Origin of the sequence: Terribacillus sp. JSM ZJ617, from assembly GCF_044383785.1 — a bacterium.
GTDB lineage: Bacteria > Bacillota > Bacilli > Bacillales > Amphibacillaceae > Terribacillus.
This window is the reverse complement of the sequence record NZ_JBISEQ010000001.1, coordinates 883,286-901,275: the sequence shown is the minus strand read 5'-3', so window position 1 is coordinate 901,275 and position 17,990 is coordinate 883,286. Positions and strand designations below refer to the sequence as shown.

Genomic DNA, 17,990 nt, shown 5'->3' with positions numbered 1-17,990 from the left:
TGCTACTATATGCAGCAGGCTATGGAAACTTGTCCATAGAAAAAGGAGTACGCCTCCAAGCGCACTCCTTTCATTAATTTATTTATCTTCTTCTCTGCGTTTCCGTTTGAACGGCCACCAGTTCAGCTCACCAAGTGTCGTAGCTACTGCCGGGATAAGCAGCGGCAGTATCACAAGTCCATACAATAACAGACCGATGATTATGACTGTCGCAACTTCCAGAAGCGTCAAGACACCAGATGGCATCATGGCAGCGAATGTACCCGCCAGGATTATAGCTGCGGTAATGATAACTCCACCCATTTTCTTCATCGAGTGAATCATGCCTGCCTGCAAATCACCACGCGCTTCTTCTGTGAAGCGGTCGAGCAGGAAGATCGAGTAATCCACTCCAAGCGATATCAAGATAACGAAGCTGAAGAATGGGACAGCCCAACTCACACCCGCATAATCCAAACCGTTGACAAAGATCAATTCGGTAATAGAGATAGCTGTATAATAGGTTAGCAGCAAGGATCCAATCATGTAAGCCGGAATGACCATAGAACGGAACAGTAAAGTCAGGATGATGAATAATCCGATCATCATGATGACCATTGTCCGTGAAAGGTCGGAGGTAGATAGATCCTCCAGGTCGGCGTTGGTGCTTGTTACTCCTCCATAAACGATCTCTGCATTTTCATAAGGTGTGTCCTTCACTTCTGCATCGACACGGTCCTTGATTGTCTGCAATGTTTGAATCGCTTCCTCGGAATATGGATCTGCATCCAATACAACATCAAGTGTTACACCTTCTCCATCACGGAAGGCATACGTATCGATACTTTCCTGGAAGTCACCCTCCAAGGCATCCTCCGGAATATACATACCAGTCTCGCGGACTGTCTCGCTGTCGCTGATATCACGCAATGTATCAGATGCAGTTGTCAGTCCATCTGATACTTGTGTCAGCCCTTCGTTTGCAGAGCCGACGCCATCTGCAAGCTGCTGCAGCGTTTCAGTCAATGTACCAACCTGCTCCTGCTGACCTTGCAGCTGCGTATCAGCTTGTTCCAGACCTGATTGTATCTGTGCGAGCTGCTCGCTGATACCTGCGAGCTGAGCAGATGCTTGCTGGATATTGCCTGTTTGCTGTAATTGGCCAGTCACTTGCTGCAATGCAGTATTGACTTGGCCAAGACCTTCTGTTGCATCAGATAGGCCGCCACCGCTTGATGAACCAGCACCGCCTGCCTGCCCAGAAATTTGGTTCAGTCCATCCTGTACCTGCGTCAGGCCATCCTGCACTTCTCCGATTCCATCAACAGCATCATTGATGCCATCCGCAATTTGACCAGTTTGGGAATCTACATACAAATCATCGATCTTCTCACCCGTTGGCTGTGTTGCTGTGCGGACCTTTTCCACACCATCAATCTTGCTGATTGCATCACTCAAATTATCAAGGTATGGCAGCGTGTTTGCTGTTGTCAGGTTTTCATCATCATTGATGACAACCTGTATCGGCATAGCTTCTCCTTTTCCGATAGCGTCTCCGATAGCATTAAGCCCTTTGATGGAACTATAATCACTGCTGATTTCTTCCGTTGAGTTAAAGGAAACTTGTTCATCATACGTGAGCACGAACGGCACTGTGATTGCTGCTGTGATTGCCAGGAACAGCACGGGTCTTGCAACAGAGTGGCGTCCAAGGAAATGCCATAGTTTGTTGTCTCCGTGAGAGGCTGCTTTTTTGGAAGGCCAAAATAGTTTCTCACCAAGCGTTACCATGAACAGCGGCAGTACTGTCACAAGGACGATCAATAAAACTGCGACCCCTACAGCAACTCCCACTGCAGATTGGAAGATGGCAAACTTCGCAAAGAAGATAGATGCAAATCCCACAAACACTGCAATGGCACTGATGAATAGTGTACGTCCAGCTGTCTGATATGCCGTAATGGTAGCTTCGACTTTATCATGCCCATTAGCAAGCTCCTCCCGGAAACGGCTGAGCAGCAGAATGCAGTAGTCAGTACCGATACCGAATAAAATCGCAACCAGGAACGTCTGGGTGAACGTTGAAATCGGGAAGTCCAACGTGTCCACTAAAATAGCCAGAATTCCCTGGCTGATCAAGTATGTAATACCTACTGTGATCAATGGAACGAATGGTGTCACGATCGAACGGAACACGATCAAGAGCAAAGCTACGATAATGAAAACTGTAATCAGCTCTGTCTTCTTCAAACCTTCTTCAGATGTATTGGCAAAATCTTGGTTGATCAGTGATGCACCCGTTACATATGCCGTAGCATCTTCAGGTACCGCATCATAAATCTCATCTGCTATCCTTTCCACTTCTTCATCCGATCCTTCGACCGTTACCGGCATCATGACCGTCTTTTTGTCTTCGGATGTCATTTGATCCTGTATCTCTTGATTATCTGTCAGCGGTGTTGTAATCTCACTGACACCGTCGATTTGTTCGACTTTATCGATGACTCCCTGAATCATGTCCTCGCTATCTTGATCCAAGGCCTCGTCAAGCTCGAACACGACACTTATGGAATTACTATTTTCCCCGGCATCTTCTAATATATCGCTAGCGCGTATGGAGACCGCATCTTCCGGAAGCTGTGTCTGTCCTTTATCTGATGCCAGCTGGGTCAGATTCGGCGAAAAAATCGTCAATCCAACCGCGAGCAGGATAACTGCAATCGCGATGACCCATTTGAAACGAATGATTGTCCTCAATTTTCCTTCTCCCCTTTTTTAAGCTGTTCTTTTACATCTGTGAAGATCCGGATGAATGCTTCTACATCTTCATCCTTAATATGCTCGAAAAGCCCACAGAACCTATCATAGATTGCTTCCTCCGCTTGTTTCAGGATCTCTTCCCCATTCTCTGTAATTTGCACAAACTTCGTCCGCTTATCCCCTTCTGAATGGACCCATTCTACCCAGCCCTTCTCATGCAGTTTTTTTAACCGATTGGAAATAGCACTCTTATGTACTTGCTGCACGATAGCCAAGTGACCAGGCGAAGAAGCTCCATACAAGCTCAAGATTTTTATTAAACCAACCTGCTGTGGCGATACCTCCTTGAACACGTCATATGCAGAGCCTTTCTTATGGAACAATTCGGTTGCCATGAATGACACCTCATTGAAGAGATCAATTGCTTCTTTCAATTTATCCAAAATGGTTTACCCCCTATACCAATTCAGTTTATACCCTAAACTATATGTAGTCAAACCTTTTACTATCTAAAAATATTATGTAATTAGAAAAAAGTCATGACAATAAGAATGGGCAATTATAGGCAGCAAGCCATGAAGGGAGGATTTCGGAGGTAGCTTGAGCTGGCAGATGGATCAGGTTATCATCGGAACAACCCGGAATTAGTCCAAAACGGGCGGACTGACAAATGACGTCTGCACAGATTGCCGGGGCGTCGTCACAGTCGACAGCCAAACAAGCACGAAGAACGTTGAATATTACGTACCAGGTCATATAAGCAAGTATGTCCAGCATCTCCCATATAGAATCGCTTCACAAATCAGCCAGCACACTTGTTTAGGATGAAGGATGATGAGAATGTTCAACATAAAAAAGGCGGCCTGCTTCATGCAGCCGCCCTTTTTTTATTTTTCTGCTGGAGTTCCTTGATGGAATAACATCCGCCAGCCGCCCGGCTGATAACGCCAAATGGAGCTTCGCAGCTGCTCTCTTCCCGATCCTGCGTCACAGGTACGAAATGTAGCCAGAACTGTGTCTTCAGACAATATCCGTACATCGAAATCCCTGATATCCAAATCAACTGAATCCAATCCATTTTTGACAATATCCTTTTTACGGAATGATTGACCGGATGATCCATGTTCCAAAAAGTCTTCTGTCAGTAAATTGCCGACAGCGTCTGTCGATAGTCTAGTGTCATCTTCCAGCAGGGATCTTTCTAATTGCAAAATTGTCTCTTTCACTTGCAGCTGTTCATCCATCTCGACTCGCCTCGCTTTTTATCTTAATTATATCTTTACGTCCATTCTATGAAAAGGGTTTCAAAATACAATAAAAAAGACTTGCTGACCATATTTGTATACATTTATGAAAACTGGTACAGTATTTAAAAGATGGGGTGACAAGATGGAATTGAAAAGAACACCGCTCGTTGCGGCACTATTGAGCTTTCTATTCGCTGGCTTGGGTCAGTTTTATAACCAACAGAGTTTGAAAGGGACTATCTTCATCCTGATCAATCTGATCAACTTGTTCCTGATGTGGTTTGTTGTTGGTCTGTTCACGTTTTTCATTTTCTGGATCTATAATATCTATGACGCCTATAAAATGGCAAAACGCGCGAATATGAAGCTCGCCCGTCAGAGCGGAAAAGTCGAGCCTTCGCCTAACTAAAACAGCTGCCCTACTTCGGCAGCTGCTTTCATATAGATACAAGCACCTTATAAAACTCCTCATACGACTGGGCTTCCAACAGTTTCTGAACATGCTCCGGCTCCTCGATGATTCGCACCAGCTGCTGATACATACCGGTAAAATCCTCATCGCTTTCCTTTTCGATACATAACAGACACACAAACCGCACTTGCTTACCAGACCAGTCGATTGGTTTTTTTAAGGTGCAGATCACCCACAAGGTCTCTTCCACTCTCGCTTCAATCGGATGCGGTACTGCCACAAAATTTCCAAAGCTGGTCGGCGCCATAGACTCTCTCTCATATACAGCAGCAAGAAAATCCTCGCCAACCTTTCCATCCGTTTGCAGTACCTCAGTCAAATAAGCCAGAACTTCCTCCTTGCTCTCTAGATCCTGCTGCAGGTATACATAAGCAGGATTAATATAGCGGATCTGCTGACCGAAATGCAGGTAAGCTTCCAGATTTGAAATTGCTTCTTTATCCAGAATGACGGGTACGAGAATAACCGGTAATGGTGTGACAGCCGACTCAATTGGAATTGTACTGATTATCAAGTCAGCTTCCCATTCTTTTTCGCGAAGCAAGCGATAATATTCGATTGTATCAATGATATCCAACTTGTCCGGAAAAAGTGATTGCAGCTTATATCGAAGCAGCTGCGCACTGCCTGCGCCAGATGCACAGACCAACAAACATCTGATTTTCCGCCCTGTTTGCTTGCTTCGTTCTAGTGCGGCACCGATATGCAGCGCCAAGTAACCGATTTCCTCCTCTGCCAGCTGAATGCCGACCTCTTTTTCTACCGCACAAGAACCGATGACAGCAGCCTCAAATGCAAGCGGATAATGCCGTTTAATATCCTCAAGCAGCGGGTTGTGTACATTCATGCCATACAGGTGTCGATGCACGGCAGGCTTAAGATGCAAACTCAAGCCACGCAGCAGCTCCTGGTCAAGCCTCAGATCTAATCCTGTCTTATCATATATCCTCGCTACAATTGCTGCTGCCAAGTCCGGCATTCCCATGTGACCATCCAATTTACTTTTGGATACATAATCTGTTCCCATCAGATGTATCGTCATATAAGCTACTTCAACCTGCGGGAAAAACAGATGAAGCTCTGCCTCCAGCATAGCGGTAAGCTGGGCTGCTTCCCGGAATGCCGGCTGCTGGATGATATCCTGCATGGCATCAGGGGCAAGCTCTACATATTGTTCATCCTTGATCCGCCGGCAGGCAATCGCAATATGCGTAACCAAGTTCTGTACTGCTACATCCGACAGTATCAATTGATTTTCCGTCACAAACTTATGCACAATATCATGCACGTAACGAATCTCCGCTTCAGAGATAATGCTATCCGGTAAACTGTATGCTTTATGCCAACCGGCCTGCTTCGAAAAAAATGCTGACAGGAAATACCGTTTCTCTGTCTCTGTTCCAGCGATACGAATACCGTACTTCGGTTTTTTCTCCAGATCCAGCCCCGATTGCTGTAATAAAGAGCGCACTTGTTTAAGATCGTTCTGCACTGTCGGAAAACTGACAAAACAAGCTTGTGCCAGGTCTTCCATCTTGATAAAGCCATCTGCTAAAAGCAACAGCTGCATAAGGTGATTCACTCTTTCAGCAGGTGTTTCTACCCGCGTATACAGACGCTCCTGCTTTACTCGGATAGTTTCCTGCAAGTACTGCTGAAAAAGCTTTTCCTCTATTACCACCAGCCGATAGCCCTGCCCTCGTATCGATTCTATTTTGGCATAGTCCGCCGGCAGTTCCTGCTGCAGCAGCTTGATATCAGAACGCACTGTCCTTTCAGAAACAGCCAGCTTCCTTGCCAGTTCATCCGCTGTCAGCGTTCGCGATTCAGATGACAGGAAAGTCAATACTTCCAACAGCCTTGGTTGCAACATACAGATTCACCCCCATATCCTCCATGCCTATGCAAAAAAGGCGATCAAATGACCGCCCAGCTTTAAACTGACCCTCTAGCCGCTGCCTGTCTGGCCAGCTCCTCCTGCAAATAAATGATCTCTTCCGCTAATTCCCGTACTGTCATGGCATTCATCAAGTGATCCTGCGCATGCACCATCAAGAGAGTCAAGGTCGTCTGTTCACCGCCTGCCTCGGCAGTGATAAGCTCTGTCTGGATATGATGCGCCTGATTGATTGCTTCTTTGCTAGCCTGGATTTTCTGTTTCGCTTCCTCAAATGCATGCTGTCTGGCCAGTATCATTGCTTCCATCGCATAGCTTCGGCCATCACCGCCATGCAGTATCAGCTGAAATGCTTTCTCTTCTATATTCATCACGTTCCTCCTTTTTACCTGCTCACCGGATCTGTGCCGTCTTCTGACGCTGCCACTTCGCGCTGTCTTGCTTCCTCTTCCTTCAGCTGGTTTTTCTCAAGAGCGCGGAAGAACGGATAATAGATAACCATCGCAATCGCTAAGTTGATCAGCTGAATAACAGCACCTGAGATTTTGCCTCCTGTAGCCAGGTAACCCGAGATAAATGGCGGCATGGTCCAAGGGACAACAATTCCTGCTGGTTTAGCCACCAGACCTGTGCTCATCCCGATGTATGTGGTGATGACCATCACGAGCGGGACAGTGATGAACGGTATAATCATAATCGGATTCAGTACAATCGGAAGACCGAAAACGACTGGTTCGTTAATATTGAAAATCGCTGGACCGGTCGCCAGCTTACCCAGCTGTCTATTTTGCTTAAGCTTCGCCCGCCAAATCATGATCAAAACCAAACCAATCGTCGACCCTGATCCACCAACGTGAATGAACACTTCAAAGAATTGAGCTGTGAAAATGTGCGGCAGTTCTGTGCCAGCAGCAAATGCTGTAGCGTTTTCCGCTGTCGCCTTCAGCCAAATCGGGGACATGATTCCGCCGACGATATTGGCACCATGCAGACCGCACACCCAAAGCAGCACGATCATCAATTCTGCGACAAAGCTGCCGATGAAGGAGGAACCGACGAGCGTAAGCGGTGAACCAATAACAGTTGCAATCAAATTATGGATATCACCGAACGATGTTGCTTCTACAAGCAAACGAATAAGCCAAACAAGGATGATGACAGCAAAACCCGGAATAAGTGCAATGAATGACCGCGCCACTGCCGGCGGTACACCATCTGGCATGCGGATGACAATATTCTTTTTAACAATGAATCGATACACCTCGGTAGCTAGCATCGCCACCAGCATACCAACGAACAAGCCGCCGCTGCCCAGTAAGGAAACCGGCACGAAATTGGCAGTAGCTTCTCCAACTTGGAAAGGACTGTAAGGTGTTGCAAGCAAGAATGCAGATAGGGCAATTGCTCCAGAAGAAAGCGGATCCACGCCATCTGATTCATATGCTTGCGCCAGTCGGTACGCGATACCGAAACAAGCAAATAACGCCATAACATCAAAGGTTACATTAACGGGATATTGCAGCTTTGTACTCCATGACTCCCCAAAAATACCAGCCATGAAATCGGCGTATCCCGGAATCGGCAAGTTACCTAGAATAAGGAAGAGTGATCCGACAATGATCAATGGCATTGTCAGGATGATACCATCCCGCAGCGCTACCAGATGCCGTTGTGCTGCAACTCTACCAGCAATCGGCATTACCTTCATCTCAAGAAAATCATTGAACCGGCTCATCTAGCTCACCCCTTCTTCGCAAATAGCGATTCAGCATGATGAAGCACATTCTTTCCATTTCCAGTACCATAATCGACACTATTGATTACATCAACCGGAATACCGCGCTCTTCTCCTAGTTTTTTCATCTGTGGCAGCATGTAGCGTACTTGCGGACCAAGCAGCAATACATCTGCCTGTGCAATATGTTTTTTCGCCTGATCGGCAGATACAGCTTGAATATTGTACGTTTTCGATTCTGCTACTGCTGTTTTCTCCATTTTTGAGACAAGCAGACTAGTAGACATTCCTGCGGCACATACGAGTAAGATATTCATTTTTCTACCCCCTTCGGTTCTTACTCTCAATATACGATGAAAGCGTTTACATTTCCTGCTATTCTTTTGCCGTATCACAACGGAAACTTGTTTAAGTACAGGAGAGCCGGCATGCATGCTGCATCCCGGCTCTGCCCTATAATACTTTTATATTCAATAGTCCTGCCAATTCCTTACGCATACTATCCAGTTCCCCGATGCCTTTAAAGTTGGCAATCAAGCCTTGGATGAGCAGCTTTTTCGGCTCTTTTTTCTGCATCTCTTCCTGAATCAGTTCAACAACTCCTTGCAGCTCCTGCACATCCTGGACATCTGCATCAAGGGTTAGAATAACAACCTGCATCCGTTCTAACACCTGTTTTACTTCCCGCTCCTTCATCTCTTTTTCGAAAATGGAAGCTGAAACTGGTGTTGCATCTGTCACAAGTGGTTCAGCTTTCCTTTTCAAAAGGCCTTCCACCATATCATCCATTCGTTCGAGAATATAAGATGCTGTCTTGTCCAGATCCAGGATCAGCCCATGAAGAAGCATATCACCTATGATTTGTGCAAGAATCCCTTCCTGCATCATTCTTAAATCCTTTAAATACGGTTTGCTTTCTTCTCCGTATACTTCGAGCAAATCAAGCTCTGTCTTACGCCTACCCTTTTCCATTTCCTCCAGGAAAAACAATTCCATCTCTTTCCCTATCTCGGAATCGATATCGTGACGCTGCATTACGATGAAATTTCCGCGTTTGACGAGTTCACGCATCATGGTTGTCAGACGCAGCTTTGCTTTCTCCCGGCTGTCCAAATCCAGCTGATCGATTTTTTCGATCTCCTCCGTTATCAAACGGATATGATAGCGAAGGATTTCTGCCATCAGCTCTTCCTTGGATTTGAAGTAAAGGTAAAATGCCCCCTTGGAAAGCTTGCTCGCGACTGCAATCTCTTGAATGCTTGCAGCATGATAGCCCTTTTTGGCAATAATCTCAGTTGCTCGTTCAATTATGGTGATTTTTTTCTCCTGCATATTGCCTTTCCTTTCGACTGACCGGTCGGTCATAAGTGTGTTAAGAGACTGTGAATAATATATGAATTCTTAGAATAAAGCTGCAATTAAGCTATTGAACTTCCTTATATCCTTGATATAATTGTTGCATTGTGATGTGGTTGCCTATATAGTATAGAGGACTAATGACCAGTCGGTCAAATGGAGAGTAAAGGAGCTGGACCGTGAGAAAGTTTATCAACTTTTCTTTGAAAAATAAGGTTGCCGTATGGTTACTTACCATCATGGTTGTCGTGACAGGTATTTATGCTGGAACAAATATGAAACTGGAAACACTTCCGGATATCAGTGTACCAGTCCTCACCGTAACAACTACATATCCTGGCGCACCGCCAGAGGAAGTCATGGAAAATGTAACAGAACCAATTGAGCAAGCTGTCCAAAGCTTGGATGGCATAGAGAATGTAAGCTCTACATCGATGCAGAATGCATCAACTATCCAGTTGGAATACGCTTATTCCAAAAATCTGGATGATGCAGAAGCGGAAGTAAAGGAAGCACTTGAGAATGTACAGCTTCCAGAGGATGCAGAAGAACCAGAGGCTGCACAAATCAATTTGAATTCTTTCCCTGTCATCACACTTAGTGCTTCTAATAGCAATCAAACAATAGAAGAACTGACACAGACTGTCGAATCCGATCTCCAGCCAGCACTGGAAGGAATTGAAGGTGCCGCTTCTGTTGGTATCTCGGGACAGCAGCTGCAGGAAGTTCAAATCACTTACGATGAAGATGCTCTGGCAGAAAATGGTTTGACACAGGATACTGTCGGTCAAGTCATCCAGAACAGCAGTGATTCTTACCCGCTCGGCTTGTACCAATTCGGTAACAGCGAGAAAAATGTTGCTGTAGATGGCAACATTGTCACACTTGATGATTTGCGTAACTTGGAAATTCCGGTTACAGGCAGTGCAAGTGCACAACAGGCACAAGGCGGCCAAGAAGCGGCTGCAGGTCAAAGCCCTCAGGCAGCTGCAGGCGGTCAAGCTGATGCTGCAGCACAAGCAGCTCAGGCTGCTCAAGCTCCGACTGAACTGCCAACCGTCCAGCTGCAGGATGTAGCTGAAGTGGAAGTAGTCGGTGAAGTAGAATCTATTTCCCGTACAAATGGCGAAGACTCCATCGGGATCGACATCACGAAGGATCCAAACGCCAATACTGTAGAAGTTGTCAATGCAGTAAAAGATGAAATAAAGCAGTTTGAAGAAGATCATGATGGTATGACCATTACGTCAACAATGGACCAAGGTGCACCAATCGAGGATTCTGTCCACACGATGGTGAACAAAGCACTCTTCGGCGCCATTTTCGCTGTGATCATCATCCTCTTGTTCTTGCGTAACATCCGTTCTACAATCATTTCTATCATTTCGATTCCATTATCGATTTTGATTGGTCTGATTTTCCTATTTGAAATGGATATCAGCTTGAACATCATGACATTGGGTGCCATCACCGTTGCCATTGGCCGGGTAATTGATGACTCGATTGTTGTTGTAGAAAATATTTACCGACGCATGTCCTTGGCAGATGAAAAACTGCGCGGCAAAGAATTGATCATTGATGCAACACGCGAAATGTTCGTCCCGATTTTATCCTCTACTGTTGTAACAGTAGCAGTATTCCTTCCTCTTGGATTAGTTGAAGGACAAATCGGAGAATTGTTCCTGCCATTCGCATTAGCTGTCGTATTCGCTTTGCTGGCATCCTTGCTCGTTGCGGTTACCGTTGTACCGATGGTGGCACATACATTGTTCCGCAAGCGATTGGATCGCGGCACTAGCGAACAAGATGCAAAAAATTATGTACACAAGGAAGAAAAACCAAGCAAACTGGCGAATTTCTACAAGCGAATCTTGAATTGGAGCTTGTCGCATAAAATCATCACTTTCGTTATTGCGCTTGTTTTACTAATCGGAAGTCTGTTCTTGGTTCCTTCGATTGGCGTCAGCTTTATTCCTAGTACCGGCGAGAATATGGTCGTTGCGTCTTATTCACCTGAACCAGGTCAAACACGCGAAGACATTCAGGAAGTTGCTGACCAAGCCGAGGATATGCTGCTAGATCGCAACGGCGTTGAGACGTTGCAGTATACAATTAGCAGCGGAGGTAATCCGCTCTCAGGTTCAACCGGTGATTCAGCCCTCTTCTATTTAGGCTATAGCGATGATTATGAAGATATCCAAAGCGAGACAGAAGCAGTCGTCGATGATCTGCAAGCCTTGACAGATCAAGGTGAGTGGGGATCCATCGACATGACGGGCACAAGCAGCAACACAACACAATATTACATCTACGGTGATAACGTAGAAGATATTCAAACTGCGTCTCAGCAGGTCATTGATCTAATTGAAAATGACGATAACTTCACTAACGCGGATTCTGATGCTTCTGAGCAATATGACAAATATACAATTGTAGCCAACCAGGAAGAACTGGCTCAGTTAGGTTTGACAGCAGCTCAAGTCACGGCTCAGCTGTCCAACATTGGCAGCCAGCCGTCAATCGCTACTATTCAAAATGATGATGGCGAAGCACTGGATGTTTATGTGCAAGTAGCAAACGAATCTTTCGAGGATAAAGAAGATCTGGAAAATACAACGATCCAAACATCACTCGGAACAGAAGTGGCTCTGAACGAAATTGCTGAAATCGAAGACGGTCAGTCTCCGAATACTTTGCAGCGACGTGATGAAAAGCTTTACGGTTCTGTATCTGCTGATATTACAAGCGATGATATCGCAACTGCTACTAGCGGCTTGCAAGAAGAGATTGATAACCTTGAATTGCCTGATGGCGTAAGCATCGATCAGGGCGGGGTTTCTGAACAGATCAATGAATCGTTCAGTCAGCTTGGTCTTGCAATCCTGGCAGCGATTGCGATTGTATACTTCGTACTAGTATTAACATTCGGCGGAGCACTGGCACCGTTTGCTATTCTATTCTCCCTGCCGTTCACAGTCATTGGTGCGTTGGTAGGATTGCTCATCGGCGGCGAGACAATCAGTGTTTCCTCCCTTATCGGGGTGCTTATGCTGATCGGTATCGTTGTAACGAACGCCATCGTTCTAGTCGATCGTATCATTCATAAGGAAAAAGAAGGCATTCCGACTCGCGAAGCGATTCTCGAAGCCGGTGTAACTCGTCTTCGTCCGATACTGATGACAGCCATTGCTACAATCGGCGCACTTGCACCACTTGCTTTCGGCTTCGAAGGCGGCGGTTCCGTTCTAATCTCGAAAGGACTTGGGATCACTGTAATGGGCGGTCTTATCAGTTCTACCTTGCTGACACTGGTTATCGTACCTATCGTGTATGAAGCAACAACACGCTTCAGCCTGCAAGAGCATCATAAAGCAGAGCGCCAGCGCCGCAAGGAAAGAAAACGAGCGAAGAAAGCAGCTAAGGAATAAAAGAACACAGAAAAGCCTGCAGTAAATGACTGCAGGCTTTTCCATCATATTGGAGGACTTTATTTGAAACCTGAAAAGGAACGGTTACTGACAGTTGATGCATCCGACCCTTTGAATTTCCTTTTATTTGTACATAACTATGCCAAACAAGAGAAACATCGTTTTCCCTATATGCCTGGTAACCCATGGAAACTGCGGGAAAAAGCAGTTTTGCAGCCTTTATTACAGCAGCTATGGAATGAATCATTATCCAGCACTACTTCCCCTTCCTTGTCTCTTTACCACCAAAAAGAAAAATTCCGACTGCTTTTTCAAGATGAAAACAGCTTTGAAGGCTGCTTAGACGCCTTTTTATCATGGTGGGGCAGCATGACCGGAAGTATGGCCGTTGAACGTTTCATTGGACAAGATGGCTTCAATTCATTGTATACAATCTTCCGAATAACCGACAAAGAAATACTTACCATCCATCTCCTTTACGAAAATGCCATCTTAGGACGCCCTGTCGTAAAGGATCAGTTGGTCCTTACCTTAAGAGAAACGTTTGTACAGGAAGAAATGATAACTACAATGAAAGATCGTCTAGGTATTAACTAAGGAAACACGATTATTGCACACATTGTATAGTGATTGCAGAAACATTCGCAACGCATAAAAAGCTCCGGCAACCATATGCCGGAGCTCTCTTTATTCTTCATCTGACATCCTACCAAGGAAGAATCCATCTACCTCGCTAATCTTTCCGCGCCACAGGAGATCAGAATTAGCTGGTGTAGTTTTATTTTCTGCCAGATATGTGGACATATTTTTTAAATGAATGTACTCCGCATTGCTTTGCTTGGTGTCCGCCGATTCCTCCGCCTGCTTCAAAGCTTCCTTCAATTGCTTAGCCACATCATTTTTTTCTGAGATGCTGTCTTTTAAATCGGAGAAGTAAGATGCGGCTGAAATGATAGTCCCAGTGACCAGCCCACCTTTCACATGCAGTGTTATATCCGTGGAGAAATCATGATGATTAGCTGCCTGTACAAAGAATGATAAAATTTCATCTTTAGCCATTTTCAACCCTCCTAATTACTTTGTTACGTCATCTTGTCGCACGATTGTTATTCCATTGCTGTTCGCAGTATCTTCCTCTTTTGATGAGTTCTCATTCAAAAGCTGGCTCAATTTATTTTCCAATTCTTCTATTTTCTGCTTTAAATGCTCATTCTCGTCACGCAGGTTCTCGTTAGCTTGGTTGTTCTGGCTGCCTGGATCCTTTTGTTTATCCTGATTGTTGTTATCATCTTGATTTTCTTGATTGTTGCTATTATCCTGCTTATCCTGCTTGTTGCTATCATCTTGCTTATCCTGATTGTTCATTTTGTCCTGGTGGTTATCATTCTGGTTACCCGTATTGTTGTTATCCTGTTGACTGTCCTCGTTGTTCTTATCATTCTGGTTCGCAACATTCTCGTTCTTTTCTTCTTGTTCTTGTGTGTTATTATCTTCGTCTGAACTCTTGTCTTTTTTAAATTTATCCTGCACCATATTGATGGTCTGGCCTTTCATCTGCTTAACTGATTCACCTAAGTTTTTTCCCGTCACCTTCGTTTTCGCTGATTTGAAAGTACCTGCGATTTTCTTCCCGATATTCGGGCTAGTCAGTAGTCCGATTGAGGCTCCGGCTATACCACCTGCAATTGTCCGATTCCAGGTATTATCTACCTTCCTTACTTTATCTGCTGCTTTAACTACTGCCTTATTTACAACTTTATCTTTCATTTCACTCATTTTCTGTTCCTCCTTAGTCCGACATTTTTTGTTCTAGTAATTCCAGGCGTTTCTGAAGCTGTTCATTTTCCTCCTGCAGCCTTTTCGTATTGCTGTCTGCTGCTTTCGAGGATAGATATGGATCTGATTCCCACCAGTCTAAGCCAATTTCCTTTGCTTTATCGACCGAGGCTACGATTAAACGTATCTTGATGGTAAGCAGTTCTACATCAGCTATTCCTACTGTGATGTCCCCAGCAATAACGACACCTTTATCCAGTACTTTTTCCAATACATCGACCAAGTTACTCGTGTTGCTCTGAACGACTTGTTGATCTGCCATGTTTTCACTTCTTTCCTGGTAAGAGATTTCCTAATGGGCCAAGGTCAATATTCAAATCTTCATCTTTTAAGTTGAAGATTAGCTTCAGTTCCTCCATCTTTAATTCCAAATTCATCAATGCCATGCCAAGATCTTCAATTTGCTGATCCGATAGTGTTCCGCCTTCCACCCGACGAATGGCATGACGTTCGACAATCTGGCGAAGCAATTCGATCACTGTCATAACTAATTGTGCCAAACCATGTTCCGCATCATCAGGATCTAAATGGATTCGCCCGCTCTTCGGCTGCTGCACTTCCATGTTCCAGCTCCTCCTTCTGTTTATCAAATGCTTCTGATGTAAAGTCCACCCGTGTATTACCGGATTGATTTTGTACTAGCGTCTCAACAGAGGCAATCAGCACTCGCAAATCTAAGTACACTAAGTCAACTCCAGCAATTGAAATAATTAAATCTCCTTTTATTGCAACACCCTTATCGAGGATGACATCAAGTATATCTATCAAGGAAACATCCATGTTTCTGTCAATCGTCTCACGTGTATTCATCTTGTGCCTCCATCTAATAGACGAAATGATAAGCTGGCCAAGGTCCAGTTGCTTCGAATCTCCATCCAGACGAAGCACTTTCTTCATTTTTCTGTTGAACAAGCTCTAAAAATGCTTCTACTTGGTTCTCCTGGATAAGATAAACACTATTCCAGCTCATTTCCAGCTCACGACCTGTGACGTCCTTGCTCCAGGCTGTCTTTACTTTTTCTTCTGAAGCAATTTCAGTTAGTTCAGCATGTACCTGTTCACAGAATTGGTTTTTCTCTTTTTCTAATTCACCATCAACAAGCTGATCGATTTTCCGCTTTTCAAAGAATTGACGGCCGGGAGACAAGCTCTCTATTTCCTTCATCTTTTCTTTAATGCTGGGGCTGTGCTGCAGTACGTGCGCACGGAGGGGTTCATCATCACAGTAGATTTTCAGATTCCATTCCTGGCTGCCTTTAATTCTGACAAATAGATTTTGGATTGTTTCTGCTTGTTCACGCAGTTTCTCTTCCAGACTGTCCTGACTCAGGTAGATTGTACAGAACTTCATCGGAATCAGCGTATACTGCTTTTGCAAATCAAGCAGCACTTCATGATGGTGCATTGCACTCTCCTGAAGCCATTCAAGGTCGTCCTTCATTCTCGACTCCAATGCTTCCCCTTCATACGCTTCCGCATCCACTTTCGTATAAATAGCTGCAATGTCCCCGTATATTGCAACCGCTGCCTGCTGTTCCTTATCAATGCCAGCAAAAGAAGAAAATGGCGTTTTATCCAGTTCAATAACAGGTACAATACCGTATAAATAAATATAATTTTTCTTCTGTTCCATATCCCTTACTCCTTATCCTCTTCTTCAGCAAGCTTTTCCCACTCATCCAATTCACGCTGCTTGGCTACTTCATAGCGCAGCAGCAGTTCCTGTTCCTTTTCTTTGTATGCCGCTTCTGAGATTTCCTCCAACTCATACAGCATCTGCAGCTGAATCAACTTTTGCTGTATAACGGAGATATCGAAATACTCCTTATCAGCTTCGCCCTTAATTTCCCGCCCAATTCTTATCAGTAGTTTGATTGGTGCAGAGACCAGAAAAGGGATCATGATGGCTTTTCAACCTGTAAACGAATATTGATAAAGTTATATGCTGGCCATGGGCCGGAATATTTAAAATCTACTTTTCCTTCCCATTTGTCATGGAGCTCATTGACTGCTTCATCAAATTGAGATTCTTTTTCCTTATCCAGCAAAAACGCACTGTTAAGCAGCATCTTCTCGCTGATCGGTTCATTTGCTTTTGCTGCTGTGGCGAGCTTCTGAAGCGGCGTAAGAATCTGTTCTTCCATTTGCCGGCGCTTGTCAGTAAAGAACTTCTGTGTTAGTTCACCAAGCTTCATTCGATCATAGTATCCAGCTTCCTTGGATTTCTTGCTTACGGCTTCTTTCAGTCTGACGATAGCAGGATCTTTATGAATTTCCTCCTCCAGCCATTCCTGTTTGCCGATCACTTTCAATCCCAGCTCGATCTTATTGCGAATCTCCGGAAATAGTTCTGTAAACTGAGGTTCTAGTTTCTTCAATATCACCTTGGCATCTTCATCCGTTTTAAAAACATTGCCGAAACTGACCGGAATCATCTCTTCCTGTTTCTTCATGACAGAGGAAAGGATAGCTTGATGAGCCATTAGATTATCCTTGGTAGGATGATAAATTTTCTGCGGAACTTTAGCCGCCACAAATGCCATATCCCCATGAGGGATCATATATGTGCTCCCGGAAACGCCATCTAGCTCCACATCTCCGAAGCTCGGCTGAACCGGATTCTGTACTGCGCAAAATACATACGTTCCATCCATTGCTGCTGCCTCCTTTATTAATGATCTACTGCACTTCTGTAACGTGTGCTTTGTCTTGAATAAGATTCAATTTCCGCATCTTTATTAAGAGTGACGCTATACACACCAAGCATTTCGTCTTTTGCATACTTCTTCATATAATCCCTTTCTTCAAATACTTCTATCGTGACAGTCCATCCGTCTGCACTATCTTCACCCTGTCTCGGTTCCACTGCTGTGATTTTATGGGGCGGTGCGATATATTCTTCAAAGAAGCTGCTAACTTTTTTCATGATTTCTGTAATGCTCATATTCCCCCCCCTTTAACTAAATTGTGAAAGAGGAAACAGGCCTTAAGCCTGCTCTCCTCATACACTGAATAAGGAATTGCTTCGTTCATTCTTTTGTTCCGGTAATCCCTCATTTTGTACTTCGTCACGTAATAGCCCGACTGCTTCCGCATATCGCAGCCAAGTATCCACACTTGCGATTACGACTCTGGCCTCGATTGTTAGAATTTCAATTCCTACTACAGAGACCCGGACAAACGCGTCAATTACAATCCCTTTATCTAGAATGCGGTCAATTACATCTGCCAAGCCGGAACTATCTGTACTTTTTTGAACTGCCATGTTAAACACTCCTTC

Annotated in this window: 21 protein-coding genes; 3 read left to right on the top strand and 18 right to left on the bottom strand. The window is 44.7% G+C overall.

Annotation, left to right across the window (positions count from 1 at the left end; translation table 11 throughout):
• Positions 1-78 precede the first annotated feature (78 nt).
• The 3 genes from ACH6C1_RS04340 to ACH6C1_RS04330 form a co-directional block, all read right to left on the bottom strand.
• A complete protein-coding gene (locus ACH6C1_RS04340) occupies positions 79-2,736 on the bottom strand; it encodes an MMPL family transporter (protein ID WP_374074913.1) in 2,658 nt (885 codons plus the stop codon).
• Entirely contained in the window at positions 2,733-3,182 is a 450-nt protein-coding gene (locus tag ACH6C1_RS04335; RefSeq protein WP_374074911.1) for a MarR family winged helix-turn-helix transcriptional regulator, read from the bottom strand. The genes ACH6C1_RS04340 and ACH6C1_RS04335 overlap by 4 nt, the downstream gene beginning before the upstream one ends.
• A gap of 444 nt (positions 3,183-3,626) precedes the next feature.
• The gene (locus ACH6C1_RS04330) at positions 3,627-3,983 is read right to left on the bottom strand and encodes a nuclear transport factor 2 family protein (protein ID WP_374074909.1); all 357 of its coding nucleotides are present in this window, start codon (positions 3,981-3,983) and stop codon (positions 3,627-3,629) included.
• 145 nt (positions 3,984-4,128) lie between these two features.
• On the opposite strand from ACH6C1_RS04330, the gene ACH6C1_RS04325 reads away from it, so the two are divergent.
• On the top strand, positions 4,129-4,395 hold the full coding sequence (locus ACH6C1_RS04325) for a hypothetical protein (protein ID WP_374074907.1): 267 nt from the start codon (positions 4,129-4,131) through the stop codon (positions 4,393-4,395).
• A gap of 28 nt (positions 4,396-4,423) precedes the next feature.
• On the opposite strand, the gene ACH6C1_RS04320 is transcribed toward ACH6C1_RS04325, so the two are convergent.
• From ACH6C1_RS04320 to ACH6C1_RS04300, 5 genes are all read right to left on the bottom strand, one after another.
• Positions 4,424-6,331, bottom strand: coding sequence for a BglG family transcription antiterminator (locus ACH6C1_RS04320; RefSeq protein ID WP_374074905.1), 1,908 nt, complete (start codon positions 6,329-6,331; stop codon positions 4,424-4,426).
• Between the two features lie 62 nt (positions 6,332-6,393).
• Complete coding sequence (locus ACH6C1_RS04315; RefSeq protein WP_095224199.1) at positions 6,394-6,726, bottom strand: PTS lactose/cellobiose transporter subunit IIA; 333 nt, start codon at positions 6,724-6,726, stop codon at positions 6,394-6,396.
• A 14-nt stretch (positions 6,727-6,740) separates the two neighbouring features.
• On the bottom strand, positions 6,741-8,090 hold the full coding sequence (gene celB / locus ACH6C1_RS04310; RefSeq protein WP_095224200.1) for a PTS cellobiose transporter subunit IIC: 1,350 nt from the start codon (positions 8,088-8,090) through the stop codon (positions 6,741-6,743).
• Between the two features lie 5 nt (positions 8,091-8,095).
• Positions 8,096-8,407, bottom strand: coding sequence for a PTS sugar transporter subunit IIB (locus tag ACH6C1_RS04305; RefSeq protein WP_095224201.1), 312 nt, complete (start codon positions 8,405-8,407; stop codon positions 8,096-8,098).
• Between the two features lie 136 nt (positions 8,408-8,543).
• The gene (locus ACH6C1_RS04300; protein WP_374074902.1) at positions 8,544-9,422 is read right to left on the bottom strand and encodes a TetR/AcrR family transcriptional regulator; all 879 of its coding nucleotides are present in this window, start codon (positions 9,420-9,422) and stop codon (positions 8,544-8,546) included.
• Between the two features lie 203 nt (positions 9,423-9,625).
• On the opposite strand from ACH6C1_RS04300, the gene ACH6C1_RS04295 reads away from it, so the two are divergent.
• Together ACH6C1_RS04295 and ACH6C1_RS04290 are read left to right on the top strand one after the other, a co-directional pair.
• On the top strand, positions 9,626-12,874 hold the full coding sequence (locus ACH6C1_RS04295; RefSeq protein WP_374074900.1) for an efflux RND transporter permease subunit: 3,249 nt from the start codon (positions 9,626-9,628) through the stop codon (positions 12,872-12,874).
• Positions 12,875-12,937: 63 nt separating this feature from the next.
• Positions 12,938-13,471 carry a hypothetical protein gene (locus tag ACH6C1_RS04290; protein WP_374074898.1) on the top strand — a complete coding sequence of 178 codons (534 nt, stop codon included), beginning with the start codon at positions 12,938-12,940 and terminating at the stop codon, positions 13,469-13,471.
• A gap of 90 nt (positions 13,472-13,561) precedes the next feature.
• On the opposite strand, the gene gvpU is transcribed toward ACH6C1_RS04290, so the two are convergent.
• From gvpU to gvpJ, 10 genes are read right to left on the bottom strand one after another with little or no spacing between them, the layout of a single operon-like run.
• A complete protein-coding gene (gene gvpU, locus ACH6C1_RS04285; protein ID WP_095224205.1) occupies positions 13,562-13,933 on the bottom strand; it encodes a gas vesicle accessory protein GvpU in 372 nt (123 codons plus the stop codon).
• A 15-nt stretch (positions 13,934-13,948) separates the two neighbouring features.
• Positions 13,949-14,650: a hypothetical protein gene (locus tag ACH6C1_RS04280; protein ID WP_374074896.1), complete on the bottom strand. Its 702-nt coding sequence runs from the start codon at positions 14,648-14,650 to the stop codon at positions 13,949-13,951.
• A 13-nt stretch (positions 14,651-14,663) separates the two neighbouring features.
• The gene (locus ACH6C1_RS04275) at positions 14,664-14,972 is read right to left on the bottom strand and encodes a gas vesicle protein (RefSeq protein ID WP_095224207.1); all 309 of its coding nucleotides are present in this window, start codon (positions 14,970-14,972) and stop codon (positions 14,664-14,666) included.
• Between the two features lie 4 nt (positions 14,973-14,976).
• Entirely contained in the window at positions 14,977-15,273 is a 297-nt protein-coding gene (locus tag ACH6C1_RS04270; RefSeq protein WP_038564390.1) for a gas vesicle protein K, read from the bottom strand.
• The gene (locus tag ACH6C1_RS04265; RefSeq protein ID WP_374074892.1) at positions 15,227-15,520 is read right to left on the bottom strand and encodes a gas vesicle protein; all 294 of its coding nucleotides are present in this window, start codon (positions 15,518-15,520) and stop codon (positions 15,227-15,229) included. Before ACH6C1_RS04265 ends, ACH6C1_RS04270 begins: the two co-directional genes overlap by 47 nt.
• 13 nt (positions 15,521-15,533) lie before the next feature.
• Positions 15,534-16,343 carry a GvpL/GvpF family gas vesicle protein gene (locus ACH6C1_RS04260; RefSeq protein WP_374074890.1) on the bottom strand — a complete coding sequence of 270 codons (810 nt, stop codon included), beginning with the start codon at positions 16,341-16,343 and terminating at the stop codon, positions 15,534-15,536.
• A 5-nt stretch (positions 16,344-16,348) separates the two neighbouring features.
• Positions 16,349-16,612, bottom strand: coding sequence for a gas vesicle protein GvpG (locus tag ACH6C1_RS04255; RefSeq protein WP_095224211.1), 264 nt, complete (start codon positions 16,610-16,612; stop codon positions 16,349-16,351).
• On the bottom strand, positions 16,609-17,364 hold the full coding sequence (locus ACH6C1_RS04250) for a GvpL/GvpF family gas vesicle protein (RefSeq protein WP_374074888.1): 756 nt from the start codon (positions 17,362-17,364) through the stop codon (positions 16,609-16,611). The genes ACH6C1_RS04255 and ACH6C1_RS04250 overlap by 4 nt, the downstream gene beginning before the upstream one ends.
• A 17-nt stretch (positions 17,365-17,381) precedes the next feature.
• The gene (gene gvpO, locus ACH6C1_RS04245) at positions 17,382-17,654 is read right to left on the bottom strand and encodes a gas vesicle protein GvpO (RefSeq protein ID WP_095224213.1); all 273 of its coding nucleotides are present in this window, start codon (positions 17,652-17,654) and stop codon (positions 17,382-17,384) included.
• A gap of 57 nt (positions 17,655-17,711) precedes the next feature.
• Positions 17,712-17,975: a gas vesicle protein GvpJ gene (gvpJ, locus tag ACH6C1_RS04240; RefSeq protein ID WP_095218620.1), complete on the bottom strand. Its 264-nt coding sequence runs from the start codon at positions 17,973-17,975 to the stop codon at positions 17,712-17,714.
• Positions 17,976-17,990 lie beyond the last annotated feature (15 nt).

What these genes read in the sequence shown, in the direction of transcription:
- ACH6C1_RS04265 (WP_374074892.1), bottom strand. Translation starts at nt 15,520, where the DNA reads ATGAATACACGTGAGACGATTGACAGAAACATGGATGTTTCCTTGATA.
- ACH6C1_RS04255 (WP_095224211.1), bottom strand. Translation starts at nt 16,612, where the DNA reads ATGATCCCTTTTCTGGTCTCTGCACCAATCAAACTACTGATAAGAATT.
- gvpO (WP_095224213.1), bottom strand. Translation starts at nt 17,654, where the DNA reads ATGAGCATTACAGAAATCATGAAAAAAGTTAGCAGCTTCTTTGAAGAA.
- ACH6C1_RS04280 (WP_374074896.1), bottom strand. Translation starts at nt 14,650, where the DNA reads ATGAGTGAAATGAAAGATAAAGTTGTAAATAAGGCAGTAGTTAAAGCA.
- ACH6C1_RS04270 (WP_038564390.1), bottom strand. Translation starts at nt 15,273, where the DNA reads ATGGAAGTGCAGCAGCCGAAGAGCGGGCGAATCCATTTAGATCCTGAT.
- ACH6C1_RS04320 (WP_374074905.1), bottom strand. Translation starts at nt 6,331, where the DNA reads ATGTTGCAACCAAGGCTGTTGGAAGTATTGACTTTCCTGTCATCTGAA.
- gvpU (WP_095224205.1), bottom strand. Translation starts at nt 13,933, where the DNA reads ATGGCTAAAGATGAAATTTTATCATTCTTTGTACAGGCAGCTAATCAT.
- celB (WP_095224200.1), bottom strand. Translation starts at nt 8,090, where the DNA reads ATGAGCCGGTTCAATGATTTTCTTGAGATGAAGGTAATGCCGATTGCT.
- ACH6C1_RS04325 (WP_374074907.1), top strand. Translation starts at nt 4,129, where the DNA reads ATGGAATTGAAAAGAACACCGCTCGTTGCGGCACTATTGAGCTTTCTA.
- ACH6C1_RS04275 (WP_095224207.1), bottom strand. Translation starts at nt 14,972, where the DNA reads ATGGCAGATCAACAAGTCGTTCAGAGCAACACGAGTAACTTGGTCGAT.
- ACH6C1_RS04300 (WP_374074902.1), bottom strand. Translation starts at nt 9,422, where the DNA reads ATGCAGGAGAAAAAAATCACCATAATTGAACGAGCAACTGAGATTATT.
- ACH6C1_RS04260 (WP_374074890.1), bottom strand. Translation starts at nt 16,343, where the DNA reads ATGGAACAGAAGAAAAATTATATTTATTTATACGGTATTGTACCTGTT.
- gvpJ (WP_095218620.1), bottom strand. Translation starts at nt 17,975, where the DNA reads ATGGCAGTTCAAAAAAGTACAGATAGTTCCGGCTTGGCAGATGTAATT.
- ACH6C1_RS04330 (WP_374074909.1), bottom strand. Translation starts at nt 3,983, where the DNA reads ATGGATGAACAGCTGCAAGTGAAAGAGACAATTTTGCAATTAGAAAGA.
- ACH6C1_RS04250 (WP_374074888.1), bottom strand. Translation starts at nt 17,364, where the DNA reads ATGGATGGAACGTATGTATTTTGCGCAGTACAGAATCCGGTTCAGCCG.
- ACH6C1_RS04315 (WP_095224199.1), bottom strand. Translation starts at nt 6,726, where the DNA reads ATGAATATAGAAGAGAAAGCATTTCAGCTGATACTGCATGGCGGTGAT.
- ACH6C1_RS04305 (WP_095224201.1), bottom strand. Translation starts at nt 8,407, where the DNA reads ATGAATATCTTACTCGTATGTGCCGCAGGAATGTCTACTAGTCTGCTT.